Annotated in this window: 13 protein-coding genes; 1 reads left to right on the plus strand and 12 read right to left on the minus strand. The window is 51.5% G+C overall.

The window, feature by feature from the left end; genetic code table 11:
- Positions 1-45 precede the first annotated feature (45 nt).
- From ACX93W_RS14075 to ACX93W_RS14130, 12 genes are all read right to left on the minus strand, one after another.
- Positions 46-1,962, minus strand: coding sequence for a hypothetical protein (locus tag ACX93W_RS14075; RefSeq protein ID WP_459393014.1), 1,917 nt, complete (start codon positions 1,960-1,962; stop codon positions 46-48).
- 18 nt (positions 1,963-1,980) lie between these two features.
- Positions 1,981-2,940, minus strand: a complete 960-nt coding sequence (locus ACX93W_RS14080) for a sugar phosphate isomerase/epimerase family protein (protein WP_459393015.1) — start codon at positions 2,938-2,940, stop codon at positions 1,981-1,983.
- 73 nt (positions 2,941-3,013) lie between these two features.
- Complete coding sequence (locus ACX93W_RS14085; protein WP_459393016.1) at positions 3,014-5,923, minus strand: glycoside hydrolase; 2,910 nt, start codon at positions 5,921-5,923, stop codon at positions 3,014-3,016.
- A 9-nt stretch (positions 5,924-5,932) separates the two neighbouring features.
- The gene (locus ACX93W_RS14090) at positions 5,933-6,946 is read right to left on the minus strand and encodes a carbohydrate ABC transporter permease (protein WP_459393017.1); all 1,014 of its coding nucleotides are present in this window, start codon (positions 6,944-6,946) and stop codon (positions 5,933-5,935) included.
- A 21-nt stretch (positions 6,947-6,967) separates the two neighbouring features.
- Positions 6,968-7,867: a carbohydrate ABC transporter permease gene (locus tag ACX93W_RS14095; protein ID WP_459393018.1), complete on the minus strand. Its 900-nt coding sequence runs from the start codon at positions 7,865-7,867 to the stop codon at positions 6,968-6,970.
- A complete protein-coding gene (locus ACX93W_RS14100; RefSeq protein WP_459393019.1) occupies positions 7,864-10,500 on the minus strand; it encodes a DUF5696 domain-containing protein in 2,637 nt (878 codons plus the stop codon). The genes ACX93W_RS14095 and ACX93W_RS14100 overlap by 4 nt, the downstream gene beginning before the upstream one ends.
- Positions 10,501-10,518: 18 nt before the next feature.
- Positions 10,519-11,142: a Yip1 family protein gene (locus tag ACX93W_RS14105; protein WP_459393020.1), complete on the minus strand. Its 624-nt coding sequence runs from the start codon at positions 11,140-11,142 to the stop codon at positions 10,519-10,521.
- Positions 11,129-12,568 (minus strand): tetratricopeptide repeat protein, encoded by a 1,440-nt coding sequence (locus ACX93W_RS14110; RefSeq protein WP_459393021.1) that lies wholly within the window; start codon positions 12,566-12,568, stop codon positions 11,129-11,131. The genes ACX93W_RS14105 and ACX93W_RS14110 overlap by 14 nt, the downstream gene beginning before the upstream one ends.
- A gap of 19 nt (positions 12,569-12,587) precedes the next feature.
- Positions 12,588-13,451: a carbohydrate ABC transporter permease gene (locus ACX93W_RS14115; RefSeq protein WP_459393022.1), complete on the minus strand. Its 864-nt coding sequence runs from the start codon at positions 13,449-13,451 to the stop codon at positions 12,588-12,590.
- A 4-nt stretch (positions 13,452-13,455) separates the two neighbouring features.
- The gene (locus ACX93W_RS14120; protein WP_459393023.1) at positions 13,456-14,421 is read right to left on the minus strand and encodes a carbohydrate ABC transporter permease; all 966 of its coding nucleotides are present in this window, start codon (positions 14,419-14,421) and stop codon (positions 13,456-13,458) included.
- Positions 14,422-14,442: 21 nt separating this feature from the next.
- Positions 14,443-17,337, minus strand: a complete 2,895-nt coding sequence (locus tag ACX93W_RS14125) for an extracellular solute-binding protein (protein ID WP_459393160.1) — start codon at positions 17,335-17,337, stop codon at positions 14,443-14,445.
- A gap of 221 nt (positions 17,338-17,558) precedes the next feature.
- On the minus strand, positions 17,559-18,953 hold the full coding sequence (locus ACX93W_RS14130) for an ABC transporter substrate-binding protein (protein ID WP_459393024.1): 1,395 nt from the start codon (positions 18,951-18,953) through the stop codon (positions 17,559-17,561).
- 355 nt (positions 18,954-19,308) lie between these two features.
- Between ACX93W_RS14130 and ACX93W_RS14135 the strand changes: the two genes are divergently transcribed.
- The gene (locus ACX93W_RS14135) at positions 19,309-19,467 is read left to right on the plus strand and encodes a hypothetical protein (protein WP_459393025.1); all 159 of its coding nucleotides are present in this window, start codon (positions 19,309-19,311) and stop codon (positions 19,465-19,467) included.
- The last annotated feature ends 185 nt before the right edge of the window (positions 19,468-19,652 follow it).

Consider the following 19,652-nt stretch of genomic DNA (forward strand, 5'->3'; position numbering starts at 1 on the left):
CAGACCCCCGTAGGCTTCTGCCAACTTTTTGTCCCTTTACAAGCCTTAATTCCCTTTGCCGGACAGGATGATGTCGAATGTATGACGGTAAGGCGTCACCAGATTAACGAGGAGGGTTTGGCAGCCCGCAGGATGCGGCGCGTTGCTGATTCCCTTCACAGCATGCTGTCCCGCGCCTCCCGCAACCTCGATCCAATCCTCGCCAGCCGTGTACCTGGCCGTGCCCTCTTGCCAGAGTCGCACCGGAGAAACTTGCGGCTTACCCTGTGAATCCCCCGGCTTAGCCGCTGAATCCCCCTTGAGAGTCGATGAACCGCCGCCACCCTCAATGCCATCGCCAGACAACTCGCCCTCCGCGCCAAACACGAAGGACACCGAGGTCAGAATCGGCGCGGCATAATCGCTTGCGACCGTAATACGCCAGCCACGGTCCGTTTCCTCCAGATGCACTTCCACTTGATGGCTCTGTTCATGCGTTACTTCCCGATGCTGGTGAGGCAGCAGATACCACGGGCTGACAGGCCCGTTCGCCGTCTCCGGCAGATGTTTATGCGATACCGGTCCGTAATACCCCTTTTTCTCAACAGCTGTCAGACGAAAGCCTTTGCCTAGCTCCTCTAGCTCCTCTAGTTCCTCTAGTTCCTCTAGCTCCTCTAGTTCCTCTAGTTCCTCTAGTTCCTCTAGTTTCTCCAGCTCCTCCAACTGCTGCATCCTAACATAGCCGGGCCCGAAGAAGGATGACACCTGTACTGCCAATAATGACGCCGCCCCGTTCCGCACCGCAAAAAAGGATGTATTTTCCGTCATCACCGTTGCGCTGACGACTCCCGAACGAATGCGAGCCACCGGAGCGCCGAAGTCGGGATGCAGCTTGCTGTGGTAAATAACGCCGTGATGCCCCGCGTCGGCCATCCTGCTCACGTAGGCGCTGCGGTCAAAATCGGCGTTCAGCATCACACGATAGCTTTCCGGCAGCGGCTCAGGCTGCACCGACAGCTCGCGCAGCTCGGGGTAACGAAGCAGCGCGATTAGCGCATGGGTCGGTAGCCCTCCCGGCTGCTGCAGCTGACTGCCCGCCAGCTCCGACATGGCGGCCAGCAGGGAGTCCTTGTCGTGATGAGCCATCCAGCGCAGCGCCACAAAATAGGAGCCTAGATTATGGCGATCGCCGAAGTCCTGGCGGCCGGAATAATCCGTAACGACATCGCCGTTTGGATGAATCAAATAAGCCATCATACGCAAATTGCGGCGAACCGGCTCCAGCAGCTCCGGCATATCCAATTGCTCTGCCGCGTAGATCAACGCAATGTCGCTTACCGAGTTGTAGATCCCGTTGCTCCGCTCCGTCCACTCCCCGCCCGGCGTACAGTCCATTCCTTCCGCCAGCCATGCCATGGCCCGCTCCTTCAGCTCCGGCTTTCCCGTAAGCTTGTAGAGGAAGCCGATAGCGGAGGTCAGAATCCAGCGATGGTTAGGCGTATGGCAGCCTCCATTCACCATTGCGGGGATCGCTTGCTCAAGGAACTGCCTCAGCAAGCCCAGCGCCTCGCCGAACGGCTGCCACTCACGGGCGGCAGCCTCCAGCACTTCATGAGCCTGGGCCAAGCCCCCCACCACAAACGCCGTATCCGGCGGAGAGTGCATATTCGTCCAATGCGGCGAAATCGTGCCGTCCGGATGCTGGGAACGAAGCATAAAACGGAGCCCCAACTCCAGGCCGATCAGCAGCTCTTCATTGCGGTAGGAAGGAGAATCGGGATTGCTCAGCGCCGCTATCCAGTGAGAGATATACATCGCCGTTCCCCAATGGCTCGGCGTTGCAATGCCCAGCCACGGCTCCAGCACCCCGCCGTAAAAACGGTTATCTTCATCCCTGATTTGCCGCTCCAGACTTTCCAAAGCGCAGGTTTCATTAATGCCGACTAGCTTTTCGTAAATATCCATTCCTCTATAATCGCCCATCTCTGCCATGCCCCCCGTCTAAGATTCCAAAGCCTTCAGCTTGGATAACAAAATGTCATGGCTGGCATGAATTTCATGGGGCAAACAAACAGCCTTCAGCTCGTATACCTTTACCGGCGCTTCTGCGATAACAGGCAGGAAACGATCGAAATAGTCCATATCTCCGCTATGAATATAAGGACAATAATGGTCGGACAAACCTACCGTTTCATGAATGTGAATGCCGGCTATTTTGCCACGGATGGCTTCCATATCCTCCAAGGTATCGTACAGCCCCATTCGCTCCATCATCGTGGCATGTCCAAAGTCGTACCACAGGCCAACGGGCGCTCCCTTCAAACGGTCGATAATGCCGCTTGCTTCCCGAAGCGTCGGCAGCTGGTAGCAGCGCGAGCGGGTTTCGATACCCAGGCTAACCTTCCAGCCCTTGGCGGCAATGACTTCGCACGCCTCTTCCAGGCTTTGCTCGATACGGGTAATATAACGGGGAGCCTGGTCTTCCCTGCGGTCCAGCATTTCCTTCCACAGCTTCTGATAGGCTTCACTTTCCCGGCCTTGCTCGTGGTAGATTTTTTTCAGCTCGTTATCGATATTGTAATCGAATGGCACCTCGCCGGGGTGTACCACGACAGCTTCCGCCCCGTAACGATGGGCATAGGCAGCGGAATTGACCAGCAGCTCAATCGCCCGCTTCCTCTTTACCTCATCCTCAAAACCAAGCAGCACGGAATCCGTTCCATAATCGGGATCGGGATCATGCGGGAACGTATTGTGGACGCTGGAAACCCCGATTTCTCCTCGCTCGATCATGGGCTCAATGGTGGACAACAGCTCGGGCGTCACGTTGTAGTTCAACTCGACCCGCCTAAAGCCAAGGTCCGCAATCTCCTCAATCATGCCGTTGCCGGTTGTATGGCGCCGGATATTCCAGCAGGTCGAAAATGAATATTCTCCTTTGTCTTTCCTCGCATCCGTCATCCTGTCCATCCTCTCTGGTTCCAAAAGTATGAAAAGAAAGACAGGCCCGCGGGGGCCCGTCTTTCCAATTCCATCAATCTTGACTCATGTATTTGGAGTAAATGGCGTCATACTCGCTCTTGGTGATGGGGATAACCGTCCCATGACGGGGGCTGGCAGGCAAATCATAGTTGGCCGAAAGCGTCCACTTGCCGGAGTCCAAGTCCCTCGTCTCAAGCGGCACGTACCCTCGTCCGCCGAACTCGTCGACGAACAAGTACCATTTTTCCTCCGTATTGGATTTGAAAATGGTTGGCCCTTCCACGCCCTTCACATCGCCGACGCCTTCCTTGTTCAAAACCCCGTCCGTATCAAAGACGGATTTCAACGTTTCCTGGAAGACCATTTTACCAAAAGGAGAATTCGCTTCGTTTTCCCGTTCATCCTTCGTAAAACGGTATATCTTGCCGTTGTGGGCAATCATCGTTGTGTCGATGGTGGAATAGCCTAGGTCCATATACAGCTCCGGCTTGGTAAAGGTATAGAAGTCGCGGGTTTTGCTGTACAGAATCCGCTGGTACCATTCCCCTCCGCTGCGCGTGCCTTCGGCAAACAGCCTCGAAGCCCAGAATACGACGTATTCTCCGCTTTCCTCATCGTAAAAGGCTTCCGGGGCCCACGTATTTCCGGCTTCGTATGGCGCAACCTCCACCATTCTCGGCTCCGACCACGTCAGCAAATCATCGGATTCCCATACAATGATGGAACGGCTTCCGTCAGATTGCGCTTTGCCCCAGTCCCAGCTGCCGTTGATTTTCAAATCGGTGGCGATCATATAGAATCGATCCCCTTCCGGCGAGCGGATAATAAAGGGGTCTCTGACCCCTTTTTCACCCATTGTGGACGTAAGCACGGGTTTTCTGCCGTTCAGCTCATTCCAGCGAAGCGCATTGTTTCCATCGCTAAGCGCGAAATAGACCTGCTCGCCGTCCGGCGTTCCTTCTCCCGTAAAGTAGGAGAAGAGATAGCCGGCATAAGCTTCCTCGGCGGGAAGCTCGACAACGCGGGCGTCAAAGGACTTGGTTGCCGAAACCCCGTTTTTGGACACAAAAGCCGTCAGCTTGACTTCGGCATCGCCGGAGCCGCTAGCAGGCCGGGCCACCTCGCCCGAAGCTGTAACGACTAGCGGACTTCCGGATTGCCATGCGATAGTTGTTCCGTTTTGCCCTTGGACAGGCAGCGTGAGATTGCCTCGCACATTGTCGATATGTGGAATCGCCAGCGACTCAAGATCAGACGCAACCGCCGTCTCGTCGCTGCCGCTCTCTTTTGACTCCAACGTACTCGTTATTCCGCCTCCTGTCAAGGTAACAACAGACTTGGCCGGGATAACCGCCTGGAAGGTTCCATCCTCAAGAACCGCAACATCTTCGCCGCGCTCAAGATCAAGCTCGGACGTCGTAACGTAGGATTGCAGCACGGAAACGGCTTTTTCAAGGCCAATTCCATTCAGCGACAGCTTCACGACTTTGTCTTGCTCGCTGTCGTTCACGAATACAGCGGAGACGCTTTGCTCGCCTTGATGCACATAAGCGGAACCCAGCAGGCCGCTGTTGGCGTCCTCGGACAGGCCGCTCAGCTCAATGCGCTCTGCGCCGGGACGGACAAATTTGCTGTAGTTGCCCAGCACCCAAAGAATTTTCGAGGTCAGTATGTTTTGCTCGTCGCCCTCGTTTTTGAAATCCGTGTAGATCAAGCCATCCTTGTAGTCCACCTTGGACACGGCCGTCCACCACTGCCAAGCGGCTGCGTTAGCCTCCGTCAAGTCAAAGTGGATTGTGCGCGCCACATGCAGCGCCGGCTCGATGCCGAGATCGCGGCCCGGACCGTAATCGCCCATGATGCAATATTCGGTAACCCAATATTTCACATCATCGCCGTAGTGCTTCAGGTTTTCATGGAGCAGCTCTCTCAGCTTCACCAGGCGGTCGTCGCCAGGATTGCTGTAATCCGACCAATAGGAATGCGATGCGATTTTGCTCCCTACCGCTTCCTTCAACTCGGGATCGCCAAGCAGCTCCTTGATATATTCTCTATATTTGCCTGTTCCCAGGCTGTTGGCGCCGCTGGAGTACGTGCCTCCGCCCGCAAACTTCTGGAAATACTCGTCGTCCAGCAGAGAAGTTATCTCTACGCCATCCGGCGCGCTGATCTGCGAAGCAATTCCATTCTCCTGCAGCTGATGATACAGCTCGAGGATCACTTTTTTCAGATCGTCGTTGTTGTACCGGTTGGCTTCCTGCCAGGCGTTATTCCAGTCCCAGGTAGGCTCGTTGATAGGGCTGATATAATCGAATTCCAGCCCTTGTCCCTTGAAATGCTCCAATACGTCGACCAGGAAAGTCGCAAACTGAACCTCGTACCCATCCTTCAGGTTAGTGGAGCCTACGTCGGGATCGGGCCTGGCATTGCCGTTTTTGGTCATCCAGACGGGAGGACTGTTCACAAAAGCGATCAGCGTATCCACGCCGCGATCTTTTGCGGCTTGCAGGAACCATTGCTGGCCGCCCTGCTTGCTCCAATCGTATTCGCCGTCCTCGGTCAACTTAAACGCTTCGGACCGGCGCCAAGGATCCGGAATGGATTGATCGGCTTCCGTTGACCCGGCGCCGATATTAAAGCGCCAGGCGGACAAGCCGATTCCTTTTTCCCTGGAAAAAAGCAGGTCTGCAACTTTGTTTTTGTTTTCCTCGCTCCAATGCTTGCCCAGCGGATCCATCGACCAAGCATCGGACGCGCCGAAGTTATCTATGGTTTGATAACGGACCGTTCCGTCTATCGACACCACGGCATCCGGCGGTGTCTCTTGCTGCACGGGGGTTTCCTCCTCTTTCATGCTGTTTGCGCTATTGGTGCTATCGGAACCTTGGGTCAACATGGCAATCAGCACACCCAAAAGCAACACAAAAACAACAATGATAACAACCAGCCATTTTTTTCTCATGTCACACTCCTAACCGACAAGTCCGGAGCGCTCGACGCTCTCTACGAAATGCCTTTGAACAAACAGATACAAAATAATGAGCGGCAAAATCGCCATCAGCACGCTTGTATTCATCATCATGGACATAAAGAACGGATCTTGCGTTAAAGAAGTTGCTGCCGCTCCGCCGCCGCTGAGATGAGTGGCGATTGCGTAACCGGAAGATGACATCATCGACGACATAACCTTCGGTTCGTTCAGATACATGTTGGTAAAGAACGAGTCGTTCCACTGCCAGACGAACGAAAACAGCATAACCGTAATCATGGAAGGAACCGCATTGGGCAGGATAACCTTCCTGAACGTTGTGAAATATCCCGCTCCGTCCACGTACGCCGCCTCTTCGATTTCCCGCGGAATGCCTCTGAAGAACTGGCGGAAAATATAGACGTAAAGGCCCGTCTTGACGCCCATGCCGAGCATCGAGGAAATAATGAACGGCCAATACGTATTGATCAGGTTGATTGGAGAGCCACGGAACAGCTCAATGATGCCGAACAAGTCGAAGTTCTTGAAGTTCAGATACAGCGGAATCATAATGGTTTGCGACGGAACCAGAATCGTAAAGATTACGCCGGCAAACAAGAAACCGCTCCCCTTAAACTTGATCCGGGCAAAACCGTAACCCGCCAATACGCACGTCACAGTTTGCAGAATCATAACGGCAGACGACAGGAACATCGTGTTCATGAGAACGCTTGGGTAGTTCATCGCCGTGAAAACCAGCTTGAAGTTCTCAAGCGTCAACGCCCTTGGTATCCAGATAACAGTTGGATCATACAAGTCGTTCATGTTTTTGAACGCGATGGAAAGCTTCAGCAAAATCGGATAAAGAATAACAAATGATATACCAAAAATGAGTACAAACCGGACTATAATCCAGAGCCATTTCTTCGCGGATTCAAACCAATAGGCAGCCGAAGCCAGACGATGCTGCCCTTCCCCTCTAGCGGGATGCTGCTCTGCTGCGGTTTCAGTCTTCACAAAAGTTCCTCCTTCAAACCGCTAATCTTGATAAAAGACTTTGCGCGATACAAGTGCGGTCGTTACCCACAGCACCAGTGCAATGACGGCAAAATACATCCACGACATCGCGGCGCTTAAGCCGAAGTTGAAGCTTTTGAATGCCGTATCGACAACCAGGCGGCTCGTTTGGTCGCTGATGAAGCTGTCGATGATGGTGTAGACCAGATTGGTCAAAATCAGCGGGCTGATCATCGGGAATGTAATTTTCCAGAATGCCTCGTAGCCTGTCGAACCCTCGATCTTGGCGGCTTCGTACAGGGAAGGCGAGATGGATTGCAGACCCGCCAGGAAGATCAGAATCTGAACGCCGGATTGGCTGACTATTTCATAAATCCGGCTTACCGCGCCCGTCAAATATTCAACCAGCGTAGGACTCATGCCGGATTCGATCAGCATGACGGTGAGCTCCAGATTTTTCATGACGGACAAACCGCCGCCCGTTGTATCATTGGCGCTGCGGACAACAGATTGCATCAAATCGCCGCTTTCGATGCTGGCGATAATGCCGGATGCGAGAATAACCGGAAGGAAAAAGATCGCTCTGGCCAAAACCCGCCCGCGGAACTTCTGATTTAGAATGACCGCAAAAAACAAGCTGAAAATAATAATGAGCGGCGTGTTCACCGCGATATCGATCACGGACTCGGACAATGTCCTGACATAAGACTCGTGCGAGAACAAAGCTTCGCGATAATTGGCAAACCCGATGAAATCCAGGGTGAAGCCTTCATTCGTAACTTGCAGATTGCTCAAGCTGTACCGAAGCGAAGAAATCAGCGGAGCAAGGAACAATAACAAGAAGCCTACAAACCAGGGCAGAATAAAGTACAAGCCGTAATATCTGTTTTTTTGCTCGAGCGATAGCTTCTTGAATTTCATTGCTTCACGTCACCCCCAACCCAGTAATTCTTGGCGTCTACCGTTACGCCATTCACGTTAGCCGCTTTTTCGTTGTAGTTCACGATAATCGTTTTGCCTTTTTCAAAAGTAGTCTGATAAACGCCGGTTGCCAGCTGCTTATGCTCCTTGATGACTTGGTCCTGCACATCTTGCAATACGTTGTTCAGCTTCGCATGCTGCTGTGCCGCTTCATCAATCCAGCGGCGGTAGTCGGCGGAATACAGATCATCGAAATCCGTCATCTTGATTGCCGACGGATCAGCATAGAACCAGGTGTAATGCAAGGCCGAGCCGGTTTCCAGCGCTTTCAGGAAGCTGATTTCAGAATCCTGATCGTCCGCCATATTCCAGGATGTGCCGGCATATTGGATATAGCCGTGATACACCAGTTGGAGGAACGGAACGCTTTCGTCGGTAATATTAAAGCCGCTATTCGTCATCGGCGCATCGACGATATGCCGTGCATAAGGAGCAGAGTACGCATTGCCGCCTTCTACCATCAGGTTTGGCACAGAATCGCTCATTTGCTGCAGCTGCTGAAGCACAATCCCCTTGGCTTCTTCGCGGTCAATAACGTCCGCACGGTTATAATCGGAATTCAGCTTGTCTCCGATGTCTCTCAGGGACAGGCCGGAAACGCCAAGCTTGGTGTAATCCTTCAGGAAGCCGTCCACGATGCCCGGCAAAGCATTAGGGCTCAGAACATATCCCGGCACCGCTTCGTCGTCCTGCCTGAATGTCGAAATCCGGTAAGGATAAATGGCAGCCAGCTTGTTTGTAATCAAGCGGGAAGCCTGCGATTTTTTGAAGCCTTTTGCATCGGCATAAACTTCAAGGAAAGTGGCATCTGGATACAAACCAATTGCGCTGTTATCGGCATACGCCTGCAAAGCGGTTAACCCTTTGCTTCCCCCCAGCTTTTTGTCGACGGATACGGACTTGGGCAAATTGTGGTTTACCCCGTCGTTAAACCAACCCGTGTACCGAAGCTGGATGCCTTCAATGCCAAGACCTTTCATCTGGTCCAAAATATCTTGGGCCTGTTCAAAGGTAGTGAGCGGTTGATAAGCATTGTACGGAATGCCAAGGAAAAATTTCTTTTTCGGAATGCCGCCAATCAGCTCCACATAAAACGGGACGTTTTCCGTCTCTTCCAGTCTGGCCATATTATTTTGCTCCGTCAGATAGTCGCGGTAATGCGCGGCCATGCCGGAATAACTGGCTTCATCAGCTCCCAGAAAACCGTAAGCAACGGCAATTTCACCATGGAAAGACTGCGCCTGGAACTTTTTCACCGTGCTGGAGCGCCAGCCGTTTGTTAACGTCACTTCTTCCATGTTGTTCAGCGTAAAGCTGGAATACACGGTATTGTATTGATTCAGCCTGCCGCTGACATCCGCTTCAACTGCTGCCACCGCGTCTCCCTTTTCAATGATGCCAAGGAATCCGCGATCGCCGTAGTTCATGCCGAATACGGGCAATCTGGCCGACTCTTCCTTCTGAATCTGCATCAATTGGTTGATAGCGGTATCGGCTCCATACATAACTGTCCGATATGGGGCAGCATAAGTTTTTTCATTATTGAAATGAATCAATGAACCCGAACCGTCAGGCACAAGGCTGTATCCTTCGTCCTGAAGTCCGCTTGCTCCAAAGAAAGGCAGCAAGGATAACGTTTGAATTTTCATGGTATCGGGATATTGAAGCTCGCCTTCCGGTATGCTGACTCTCAGATACTCGCCGTCGAGCCTGTAATGAAGAGGGATAACGACGCTGGCGGAACCTCCGCCTTCTTCGCCGTATGCCGCCTTGTCGATGGCAATTTGTTCCTCGTCGTATCCGATCTCCTTGAAAATTCCCGTTACTTTGGAAAGACCAACACCCTTTAAGGAAGAGTCTCTCCGTTCGTATTGCTTCGTCTCTTCGTTAAAACGGAACCTTTTTTCGATTTCCTTTTTGTCGGCATCGCTAGCGATTTTCCCAAGAATCAGGGTTTGAAAACGCTCTTCGCTGATAAATTTCGGAATAGCCTCGATATCGCTTTTGACTTCGCCGAGCGTATAAACAATATTCAACCCGCCATCCGTCTTTTCGATGACAAATTGGTTGTTTTGAATGCTGTGTGTGTAGTTGTCGTACTTCAACGAATTGCCCGCGCTGTCGTAGTACGTCAGTTCCAGCTGCACATTCAGCTTGGATTTGTTATAGCCGGTGGCAATGGCGTCATCTTCCCGGTCCTGCGGATTGGAATACCAGATTGCCCCGTTCCGTTTGTCCTGAACAGCCACTTCAGTCGTTGCCTGATTGACGTACAGAATCAAATGCTCGTTTTCGGCAACAGCTTCCATGCCCTCGGATAAGCTCTGCGCCTGGCGCTCTGCATCTACACTGACCGGCGTCTCAGCAGTTGTCTCCTCTTCCGCGCTGGCTGGCTGCTCGACGGAACCGTCCGCTTCGCCCTCCTGCTCGGTTGTTTGCTGAGCCGACTGTTCACTGGTTGCTTCAGAGCCCGTTGCCAAAACCGTTGCCGATTTTGTGTAGTTGGGCATGCTTGAAACCAGCAAGCTGCCGATCATAACCGCAATTGCAATGATAGTAAGCTTCTTATTCAAAGCCTGGCTCCTCCTTTCTCATCCGCGCAATGAAAGCTCCTGGTAGATGGTGTACACAAAACTGACAATTTGCTGAATCAGACTGAAAAACAGCAGTCCCAGAAAAATAATGACGCCCATGACTACCAGGGTCAGCAGCATTGTCGTTATCGTTTTGGTAACCGTATACTGATGAACAGTCATCGTCCCGATAAACAGCAGCCAGATAAACCATAATACGGCCAAGGTGTCCAGCAAATAATAAAAGGATGATTCACGCAGCGTAATGACGTTGCTGAGCAGAATATTGGGAATGTTCACCAGAATAAGCGGAAGCATCGCGTAACCTGTTGCGATGATGATTTCAGTGAATTTGCCCTCGCCGTCCATCAGCGTCGTAAGGGACCAGTTCGCAATGCACCAGAGCAGGAACGGAAGAACGATGTATTTCAGCTCATCGATACTGTTCAGATCCAGCGGATAGTTGTAGTTGACAACATAACCTGCGAATTGCCGCTTTAGAATCATGGTTACCGTTACGGCGAACAACATCAATATCGCAATACGGAGCTTTCCTTTGTTCTCGTATTTCAGGTCCCAGAATCCGTCGAAGGGATGCATGGCTACATGCAGCGAGTATTTAACTTCCTTAAGAAACGGCATCCTGTACCCTCCCTCCCTTTCTTGACCTTACAAACCGGCGGGCACCGAAAATCAACAGAAGAAGCGCGATAACCCCGGTCATATACATGCCGAAGTATTCTCGCATGTATTCTCTGCGGTATTTGGTCAACGCCTTGGAATAATATTCACGGTCATTGCCCAGCTCCAGGTAAGTCATGGCGTCCCTGTATTCGCCTTGGCGAAGCATGGACTTGCCGATGCCGACGTAAGCCATCTCGTAATTGGCGTCCAGCCTGAGCACTTCCTGCCACAGCTTGGCGGCTTCGTCGTGCTTGCCGGAGCTGTACAAGCTATTAGCATTGTTGACGAGGCTGCCGAACTGGGTTGCCTTAAACTCGGTAATCCGTCCAAGGTCCCGGTCCAATACATAGATTGCATCGCCGTAGCTTTCGACGGCTACCGGGTTTTTGAACGTTCCCAGCTGATTGCCGAGCTGTCCGATTACGTAAAGCAAATTGCCGTCCTCGTTATAGGTGAAAATGCGTCCGCGCGTGGAGTCCAGCGCCCGGTATACGCCATTGCCAACTACATCGATGTCGATAAAAGAGGAACGGTTAATGCTCAGGTCGCCAATCGGCGGAATCTCCGCATTCATACTAAGAACGTCTATGCCGGACGGATTCAATTTTTTGACCGCCGACAATGTCGTTTTGTCCATCGTGGTTGTGTAGATAAATCCGTCTGCGTCCACGTCCACGTTATTAAACTCCAAAGGAATGAAGCGGATCAGCTTCTCGCGCTGCTCCTTGGTGGCTACCGTCTTCCAGAACAGATCGATAGGATCGAATTGTACGCGGTTGGTGCCCATAAAGCCTGTAAAGCGGCCGTCGCTGTCGAACTCGATAAGCCCTTCGTAGACGCCTCTGCCCACCACATAGATGCGTCCGGCTTTATCGACGATAACTTTGCGCGGAAAATATTCAAAGGTTTCGCTGATGACGTCCGCCTTTGGAGCGCCCAACTCTCTCACAAAGGACCCGTCTCCATTCAGCTCCACTACACGCCTGTTTTCGGTATCCGCTACGTAAATTTGTCCTTTGTCCGTAACGAAAATGCCCTCTGGATTTCTAAAGCTGTCTTCTTTGCCGTTATTCTGGAAGCTGTTAATTTCGCGTACGGTTTCCCATTCGTTGTTCAGCACAATGATACGTCCGTTCCCGGAGTCGAGAACGTAGACGAGACCCTCGTCGGAGATGAAGAGATCCGTCGGCGCATTCCATGCGCCCGTCCCTGCTTCCTGCCCCGTAATAGCTCTGGAGGGAAGAAACGCGATTGGCGATTTAACGGCTTGGCCCCAGTAGTTGTAGGTATAGCCTTCATACGGCGATGCTTGGGCCGAGTTCGGGCTAAGACCGGCAAACAACAGGACAGCTGCCAGGATCAGTAGTAATGACTTTGTTTTCAAACCTAACGCCTCCATCGCTTTAGTCCTTCATGCCGGACGAAGCCATCGTTTGAATGACATTGCTCTGAGACAATACAAATGTCACAATCGGCACCGTCATCATGATGACCGCCACCGCGGCCCCGACGCCCGCACGCGCTATACCGCCTGACACGATCTGGCTCATGGCATAGTGCATGGTCTTGAGCTGCTCGCTGTAGATAAAGCTGCCTCCGTCTGTGCCCCACAGCATTTGCATCATCAGAATCAGAAGCGTCAGCCATGCCGGCTTGACGAGCGGCATTACGATCTGCATGAAAATGCGGTATTCGCTTGCGCCGTCAATTTTTGCCGCCTCCAGCAGCGCATCCGGAATCTGTTCCATAAACTGCTTCATCAGATACAGGCCGAGCGGGTAGGCGAATGCCGGAATAATAACCGCTTGATAGGAGTCCATCCATCCCAGGGCGGACATGATGATGTAGTTCGGAATAGCCGTTACATGCGGCGAAAACATCAGGGACAGAACGATAATCGTAAACAGCACCTTGTGGCCCCGGAATTTGTGCTTGGCCAGCGGGTATGCCGCTGCGGATGCCAAGACGATGTGGCCGAAGGTTCCTGCCGCTGTAATAAATACGGTATTAAAAATGTATCTCGAAAACGGGACCCAGGAACTTTTCATGACCTGAAACAGGTCTCCAAAGTTCTCAAACGTCGGGTTTCTGACAAACAGTGTCGGCGGGAAGACAAACAGCTCATCCAGCGGCTTGAAAGCGTTATTGATCACATAGATCAACGGAACCGCCATAAAGGCTCCGAATCCGCCCAGCACCAGGAAAAGCATGATATCGACCTGCCAGGAGCGATTCACTCTTCTTTTGAGTCGTATGGCCAGTTTCATCCGCTTATTCCCCCACCCTCTTGAGCAACTTTTGAACGATCAGATTGGAGCCCAGCATCAGCATAAACAGAACCGTTGCGATGGCGGACGCATAACCCATTTCAAACCGGATTGTACCGTAGTCCATCAAGTGGGTTACGATCGTATGCGCTCCATACTGCACGCTCGGGAAGCCGGCCAAGGCCGTTGCGACATCCGCAACCGCAAGCGATGACGTAATCTGGATAACTGCGCCGAACATCAATTGCGGTCTCATGGAAGGCAAGGTAATGTACCACAGCTCCTGCCAGCGGTTTTTGACGCCGTCCATCGCCCCTGCTTCATACAGCGTGCGATCGACCGTCTGCAAACCTGCGATAAACGCCAGGAAGCTTGTGCCCAAGCTGAGCCACAATTGAACCAGCATAATGATGGCCAGCATGTACTTTGGATTTTGCAGCCAAAGAATCGGCTCGTAAATAAGGCCAATCTTCATCAAAAATCCGTTCATAATGCCGTACGAATCGCCCGAGAAAATAATTTGCCAAATAAAGAACACGTTGCCCGAAATGGACGGGGCGAAAAATATCAATGTCATAATCGCCCTGACCTTCGGATTCAGTTCATTAATCAGCCAGGCAAACACGAAACAGGCGATATAGCTGACAGGACCCGTTACGACGGAGAAGATCAGCGTGTTTTTTACACCGATCAGAAAGACGTCGTCGTTCCAGAGAAGCTTGGAATAGTTCTCCCAGCCGACCCATCTTGGAAACTCCAGCATGTTGAAATGCGTAAAGCTGAAGAAGATGGAGATGACGACCGGAAGCACGGTAAACAGCATGAACAACAACATGTAAGGAGACAGCAGGACATACAAATGTTTATCCCGCTTTATGTCTCTGACGAACAGGCCCCACTTTCCCTGCAGACCGCCTGGGCTGCCCTTGGGCTGGATCATGGTTTCGGTCGCAATTTTCGCTTTCTGCAAAAGAGTCCCTCCCTAGTGCCTTCAGTCCAAATTAAACTCTTTTCGTTTTTGTTCGATTTCGTAATCGATTTCCTGAACGTAATCGTACAGGGCGTCGGTAGAGTTGGTACCGTTGTTCACAACCTCGCGAAGCGCATTGTCCAGATGGCGTCCCGTGAAGTAACCGCCCGGAACCTCCGGAACTCCCTGCACCCATTCCCACTGCTCTTCCAAGCTGCGGTAGTCGCGCGTTGGCCAAGGCAATTCCTTCAGCGCCTCGATATTGGCGGTTGGGTAACGGGCGGCAGCGCCCATCAAACCTTCCATCTCGCGGCCAAAACGAACCTGCGCGTCTTTGCTAACCCACCACTTCATAAACTCCCAAGACGCGTCCTTGTTTTTGGCCTCCTTGAGCATGATGGTTGCCGTCCCGCCGCTTGCTACATCACGGCGAATCGTGCCGTCGGCCTGTTCCATTCCCGGAACCGGAACGAATTCCCACAATCCCTTGATTTCGGGGGCGGAAACCGACAAATAGTTGTAGAACGTATAATCTTGAATGCCTACTGGCATTTCACCCGTTCTGAAACGCATCGGGAAATCGAAGATTAGCGGCAGCTTGTAGCTGGTATAGAAGTTGGTCCATGACTTAAACGCCGCAAGACCGGTTTCCGTATCCATTCCGCTTTTTGCGCCGTTGTTCAAATAGAAGGAACCGTCCATCTGATAAAGCAGCATCGCATAAGCGCGGTTAACCTCTAGCACCGGAACGCCGGTTGTTTGAGCCAACGGCAATGCAAAGTCCATGTTATGCTTCTGCAATACGGGAACCATGGCGTACACGTCATCCCATGTTTGAGGCGGTTCCAGATTCAGCTGCTCCAGAATGTCCTTCCGGTAAAATAACATGTTGAAAATTTGCTGCTCAGGAAGCGCAAAGACCTTATCTTCGTAACGATATGGAACAAGCGCGCTGTCCCGGAATTGCTTGATGACTTCGTCATAGCCCGGATACTGGGACAAATCCTCAGCGGCTTGCCGCATTCCGAAGTTGACTGGTACATCGTTGCCGACCTGCATCGCAACATCCGGTCCTTCGCCGGCTAACGATGCACGCAAGAGAACGTCGGCATTAACCAGCTTCAGGTTGACGCTAATGCCCGTCAGCGGCGTAAACGTATCGTCGATCATCGCTTTCAGCACTTGGGCTTGGTCGCGACCCGTTCCGATCCACACGGTAACGGATTGATCATTTTCTTCGGTACTGCCGATCGTATCGTAATCCTCGAAGAACGAATGGAAGAACGAAGAAATCTCATGGCCGATTTTCCTTAAAGCCGAAGAATTTGCTTTTGGAAGCTCCACATCCGTTGATGCAAGCATCAAATAGTCGATTTCCAACGGCTGCTCGCGCACCTCAAGAATCCAGGAGCCTACGCTGCCGACGTTTGTTTTGAATTGGGACAACCGCTTCTGCACCGTTTCCGGCTTGGCCGCCAAATCGGCCAATTGATATGCCGTTTTGTTCAGTACAGCGGTTTTGTCGCTTTTTTCTCCTGTCAGCCGAACCAATTCTTCAGAAACTGCGTACAGGATGTCGCTTTGCTCTTTGAATACGGTAGACATATCAGGAATCTGTTTATCTAATTGATAATCCCGGTAGGGGTCTGGCACATTGCCGGTAATCATCAAGATTTTTCGATACATGGCGTTGATTTCAAGCACGCTTGCTTCCACTTGACGGATAAGAGGCGCGATAGCTCCCAGACTAACCTCCATCTTCAGCTCGTGCTTCCCTTTGGTTAGGTAGAACAAATAAGGCTCTTCCTTGCTGCCAAGCACGTTCATTTGCCAATCCGAGTCATAATAAAACGGAATTTGCATCATTTCCTGAAACGGAATTTCACCGTCAATTCGTAATGAGCGCGTAGAATAAATGCCCCTCAGCAATTCTTGTCTGCCCTTGATGGCAATTCTGTACAGTCCGTCCTCCGGTACATCCATTTCCCATGCGATCCATTGGCCCGGCACCCGCCAGTTGTTGCCCCCAATCGTATTCATTCTGATCTTGGAAACGTCATACGGTTCAGTCGACGGGCTAGAACGATCCGTCGTTGGATACAGGGTAGGCGATGATTTGTAAACAGCGTCTTCCCCTTGAACTTTAATCAGATGGCCGCTTGTTTCCGCATAGCCGTTAGCTTCGTATTCTTTCTTGACTTCGTCGTAGCTTGCCGGAGCTTCGTATTGATGCACTTTGAGATAATCGATGGCCATTGGCTCTCTGGAAGATACCATGGTCAATGTATGTTTTCCGGCCGGCAAATAAAAGAGATAAGGCTCCTCATAATAGCCTTCCGTGTCTCTCAGCAGCGTCTCTTGCCAGATCGGAGACTCTACTTGGCGAGGACGCAGGTCGTTGCCGCGGTTATCCTGCTCGATCTCATCGTTCTGATTAACCCATACGCGATGGAAAGACAGATTGCGCGCGCTGCTGAACGGAAGTTTTCCGTCAATCAGCAACTCCCGCTCGATAGCGGAGCTTTTTCCCTCGATCGGGAAATAACGGACCATGATATGGTACATTCCGGTTTTGGGCACTTCCAGCTCCCAACTGATGGAGCCGCTTTCCTCAGTCCTGACGAATTTCCCCGTTTCGCCGCCAAGCTCGGTAATGATCTCCGGGCTCATCTCTTCGGCGTCCACGTAATCAGCACCATTGATTACGATTTCCTCTCGAGGCCGATCCTCGTCTTTGTACTGCTGCAAATAAAATTCGTAATTGTTTTCCGAGGATTGTCCGGAAATCGTCTCGACGTCCACCAAATCGGATGGTTGAACCTCGGCGTCTTGATTACCGGTCGCACCGGAATGAGATATAGGGAAAACCAAGATGGAGACCAACATGACGATAACTGCCGTCCAGGCGATCGTCATTCGGGATAATGCGATTTTCACCCAATTCCCTCCTTTACCAGGCTAGCGAAGTTATGATGATTTACGGCAGCCCGCCAGTTCCTCCGTCAGGCAGAGGAACGGCTGGCTGCCGCTTTGAGAGGTTGTTCAAAAAGTCCACTTTCCATTACAAAGCATGCCTAGCGGCATAATCAGCAGAGCAAACTTTTTGAACTCGCACTTTGGGGTTCAGTCGAACGTTACTATTCCTTGTCTTGCTCGCCGCTCAGTACTTTTTCGGCTGCGGCTTGCGCAGGCCCGATAACTTGAGCAACGCCAGTGGAAGGAGTAACTTCGCCCTTCACGAATTTTTCGGTAACAGAGTCAAGTTGGTCTTTAATGCCCAGACCGCCGAAACGTCCGCCGAACAAACGCTGAACTTTGCCATCATCATTCATGGCGTTGGCAATGGAAGCTTCGTCAGGCAATACGTTTTCCATCCACAATCTGCGGTTTTCTTTCCAGTTGTCGAAGTCTTGCAGCTCTTCCCAAATCTTAACGATTACATCTGCGTCTTGGACGCCTTTAGGAATAACGTAAGCTGCAGTTTGACCGAGCGGATCGAAATAGTTTGCAGCTTGAGGACCCTTCGGCATGTAAACATAGCCCCACTCGTCCTTCAGCTTGTCAAGGATACGGCCTTCGATTTCCCACAGGCCGCCTGGGTACATAGCGATTGTGCCTTCAGCAAAATACTTAGCCGGGTCTTCCCAGTCGTTGCCTTCGTTTGCTTTTACAACTTTATGTTCGTTGTAAAGGCCATACAAGAAATTAAGCGCTTCCATCGACTCCGGAGAATCAAAATTTACTTTCTTGGTGGCTTCATCGTAAATTTTGCCGCCGTTGCTTGCGATCAGCAATTCGGACAAGACATAATGCGCGCCAGCAAGGCCGTATTGATCCATTTTGCCGTCGCCGTTATTGTCGACTGTCAGTTTTTTCGCTGCGTCAAGCATGCTGTTCCAGTTCCAGTTGTCCTCTTCCAGCAATTGTTGAGGATCCTTCAGACCGGCTTCTTTGAAAATGCGTTTATTATAGAACATGCCGCTGTCATTTGGATTGAACCATGTTCCAAGACCGTATACTTCTTGACCGCCAAAGCGCATCGAATCGATGACGTCTTCGTCTACGCGGGAGTTTTTAAAGTAATCGTTCAGAGGCGTCAGGAAACCGCCTTGCATCAAGCCCCAGATAAAGCCATCCGGCAAGTTAACGATTTCGGCAAAAGGCTCGTTGGCCAGAACCGAGGAGGACAGCTTCTCGGAAGTGGACCAGTACTCTGTATTCACGTAAGTAATTTTTACGTTGTATTTCTCTTCTACATTTTTAATGCGCTCGCGAGCCAACTCATCCGCCTCGGAGTCGCCGACCGGACTTGCATCCCACCAGTTGGAGATACGAATCTCACGACCATTCAAATTCACCTCAAGCGGTTCCTCGGCAGCTTCTGTTTGAGCTGGAGTTTCTTCTGTCGTCGCAGGCGACTGGGTGGCCGTTGTGTTAGGCGCATTGTTGCCGCCGCTGCACGCAGACAAAATTGTGGCTACGGCTGTTACCATAACTAGCAAAGTCGATTTCTTCTTTTTGATCTCTTTCACCGTTAAGCACGCTCCCCTAATTAATGTAGGATATACCTTGTTCCACTAGCCGTTACACGATACGGTGTCTCAAACCGCTTGCTCTGAAAAAGAGCGCTTACTCATCTGGCCACCCTGAGTGTAAAGGTTTTCATGAAACCCATTTCATTATATCTCCTTACGCTCTCGTGGTCAATAAAAAAATGGGCTTTCAACCTAAAGATTGCGTTTTCAACATAACCCCATCAGTCTGGAAATGGATTGCCATTTTCCTCCATGCGCCTGATGGCTTTTGTACACAGCTTTAGTCATCCCTTCTTATCCCGCTCTCTCCTAAGCACATTCCGGATTCCAGACTGTACGGTATCCGCTCTAATTGACTTCCAGCACCACTTTTTTCGTCTCTGTCGGCACAGACGATTCCTCGCTGCTGCCGATGTCTGGTAAGCTGTTGCGCCAAGCGGATGATTACCTGCTGGTGCTTGCTGGCAATAGCACGGCTGCCGCCGCTATCGGAACCTGCCGGAACGGGTAAAGCCGGTTTCTTTTTTTCACCTCTTTCATTGTCAAGCACGCTCCCCTAATCAATATTGGACACGTAGTCAAGTACACCAGACCTTGATTTATGCCTACCCTCCCCTTATGTTTGTAAGGGCTTTCATGAAACCCATTTCATTATATCCCGCGTTGTTGCCGCTGGTCAATAACAAAAATGCGACA

The sequence above is a fragment of the Paenibacillus sp. CAU 1782 genome (assembly GCF_054551715.1).

Excerpts from the sequence above, each read along its gene's own strand:
- ACX93W_RS14075 (WP_459393014.1), bottom strand. The coding sequence starts at position 1,962 with ATGGGCGATTATAGAGGAATGGATATTTACGAAAAGCTAGTCGGCATT.
- ACX93W_RS14080 (WP_459393015.1), bottom strand. The coding sequence starts at position 2,940 with ATGACGGATGCGAGGAAAGACAAAGGAGAATATTCATTTTCGACCTGC.
- ACX93W_RS14085 (WP_459393016.1), bottom strand. The coding sequence starts at position 5,923 with ATGAGAAAAAAATGGCTGGTTGTTATCATTGTTGTTTTTGTGTTGCTT.
- ACX93W_RS14095 (WP_459393018.1), bottom strand. The coding sequence starts at position 7,867 with ATGAAATTCAAGAAGCTATCGCTCGAGCAAAAAAACAGATATTACGGC.
- ACX93W_RS14105 (WP_459393020.1), bottom strand. The coding sequence starts at position 11,142 with ATGCCGTTTCTTAAGGAAGTTAAATACTCGCTGCATGTAGCCATGCAT.
- ACX93W_RS14115 (WP_459393022.1), bottom strand. The coding sequence starts at position 13,451 with ATGAAACTGGCCATACGACTCAAAAGAAGAGTGAATCGCTCCTGGCAG.
- ACX93W_RS14125 (WP_459393160.1), bottom strand. The coding sequence starts at position 17,337 with ATGACGATCGCCTGGACGGCAGTTATCGTCATGTTGGTCTCCATCTTG.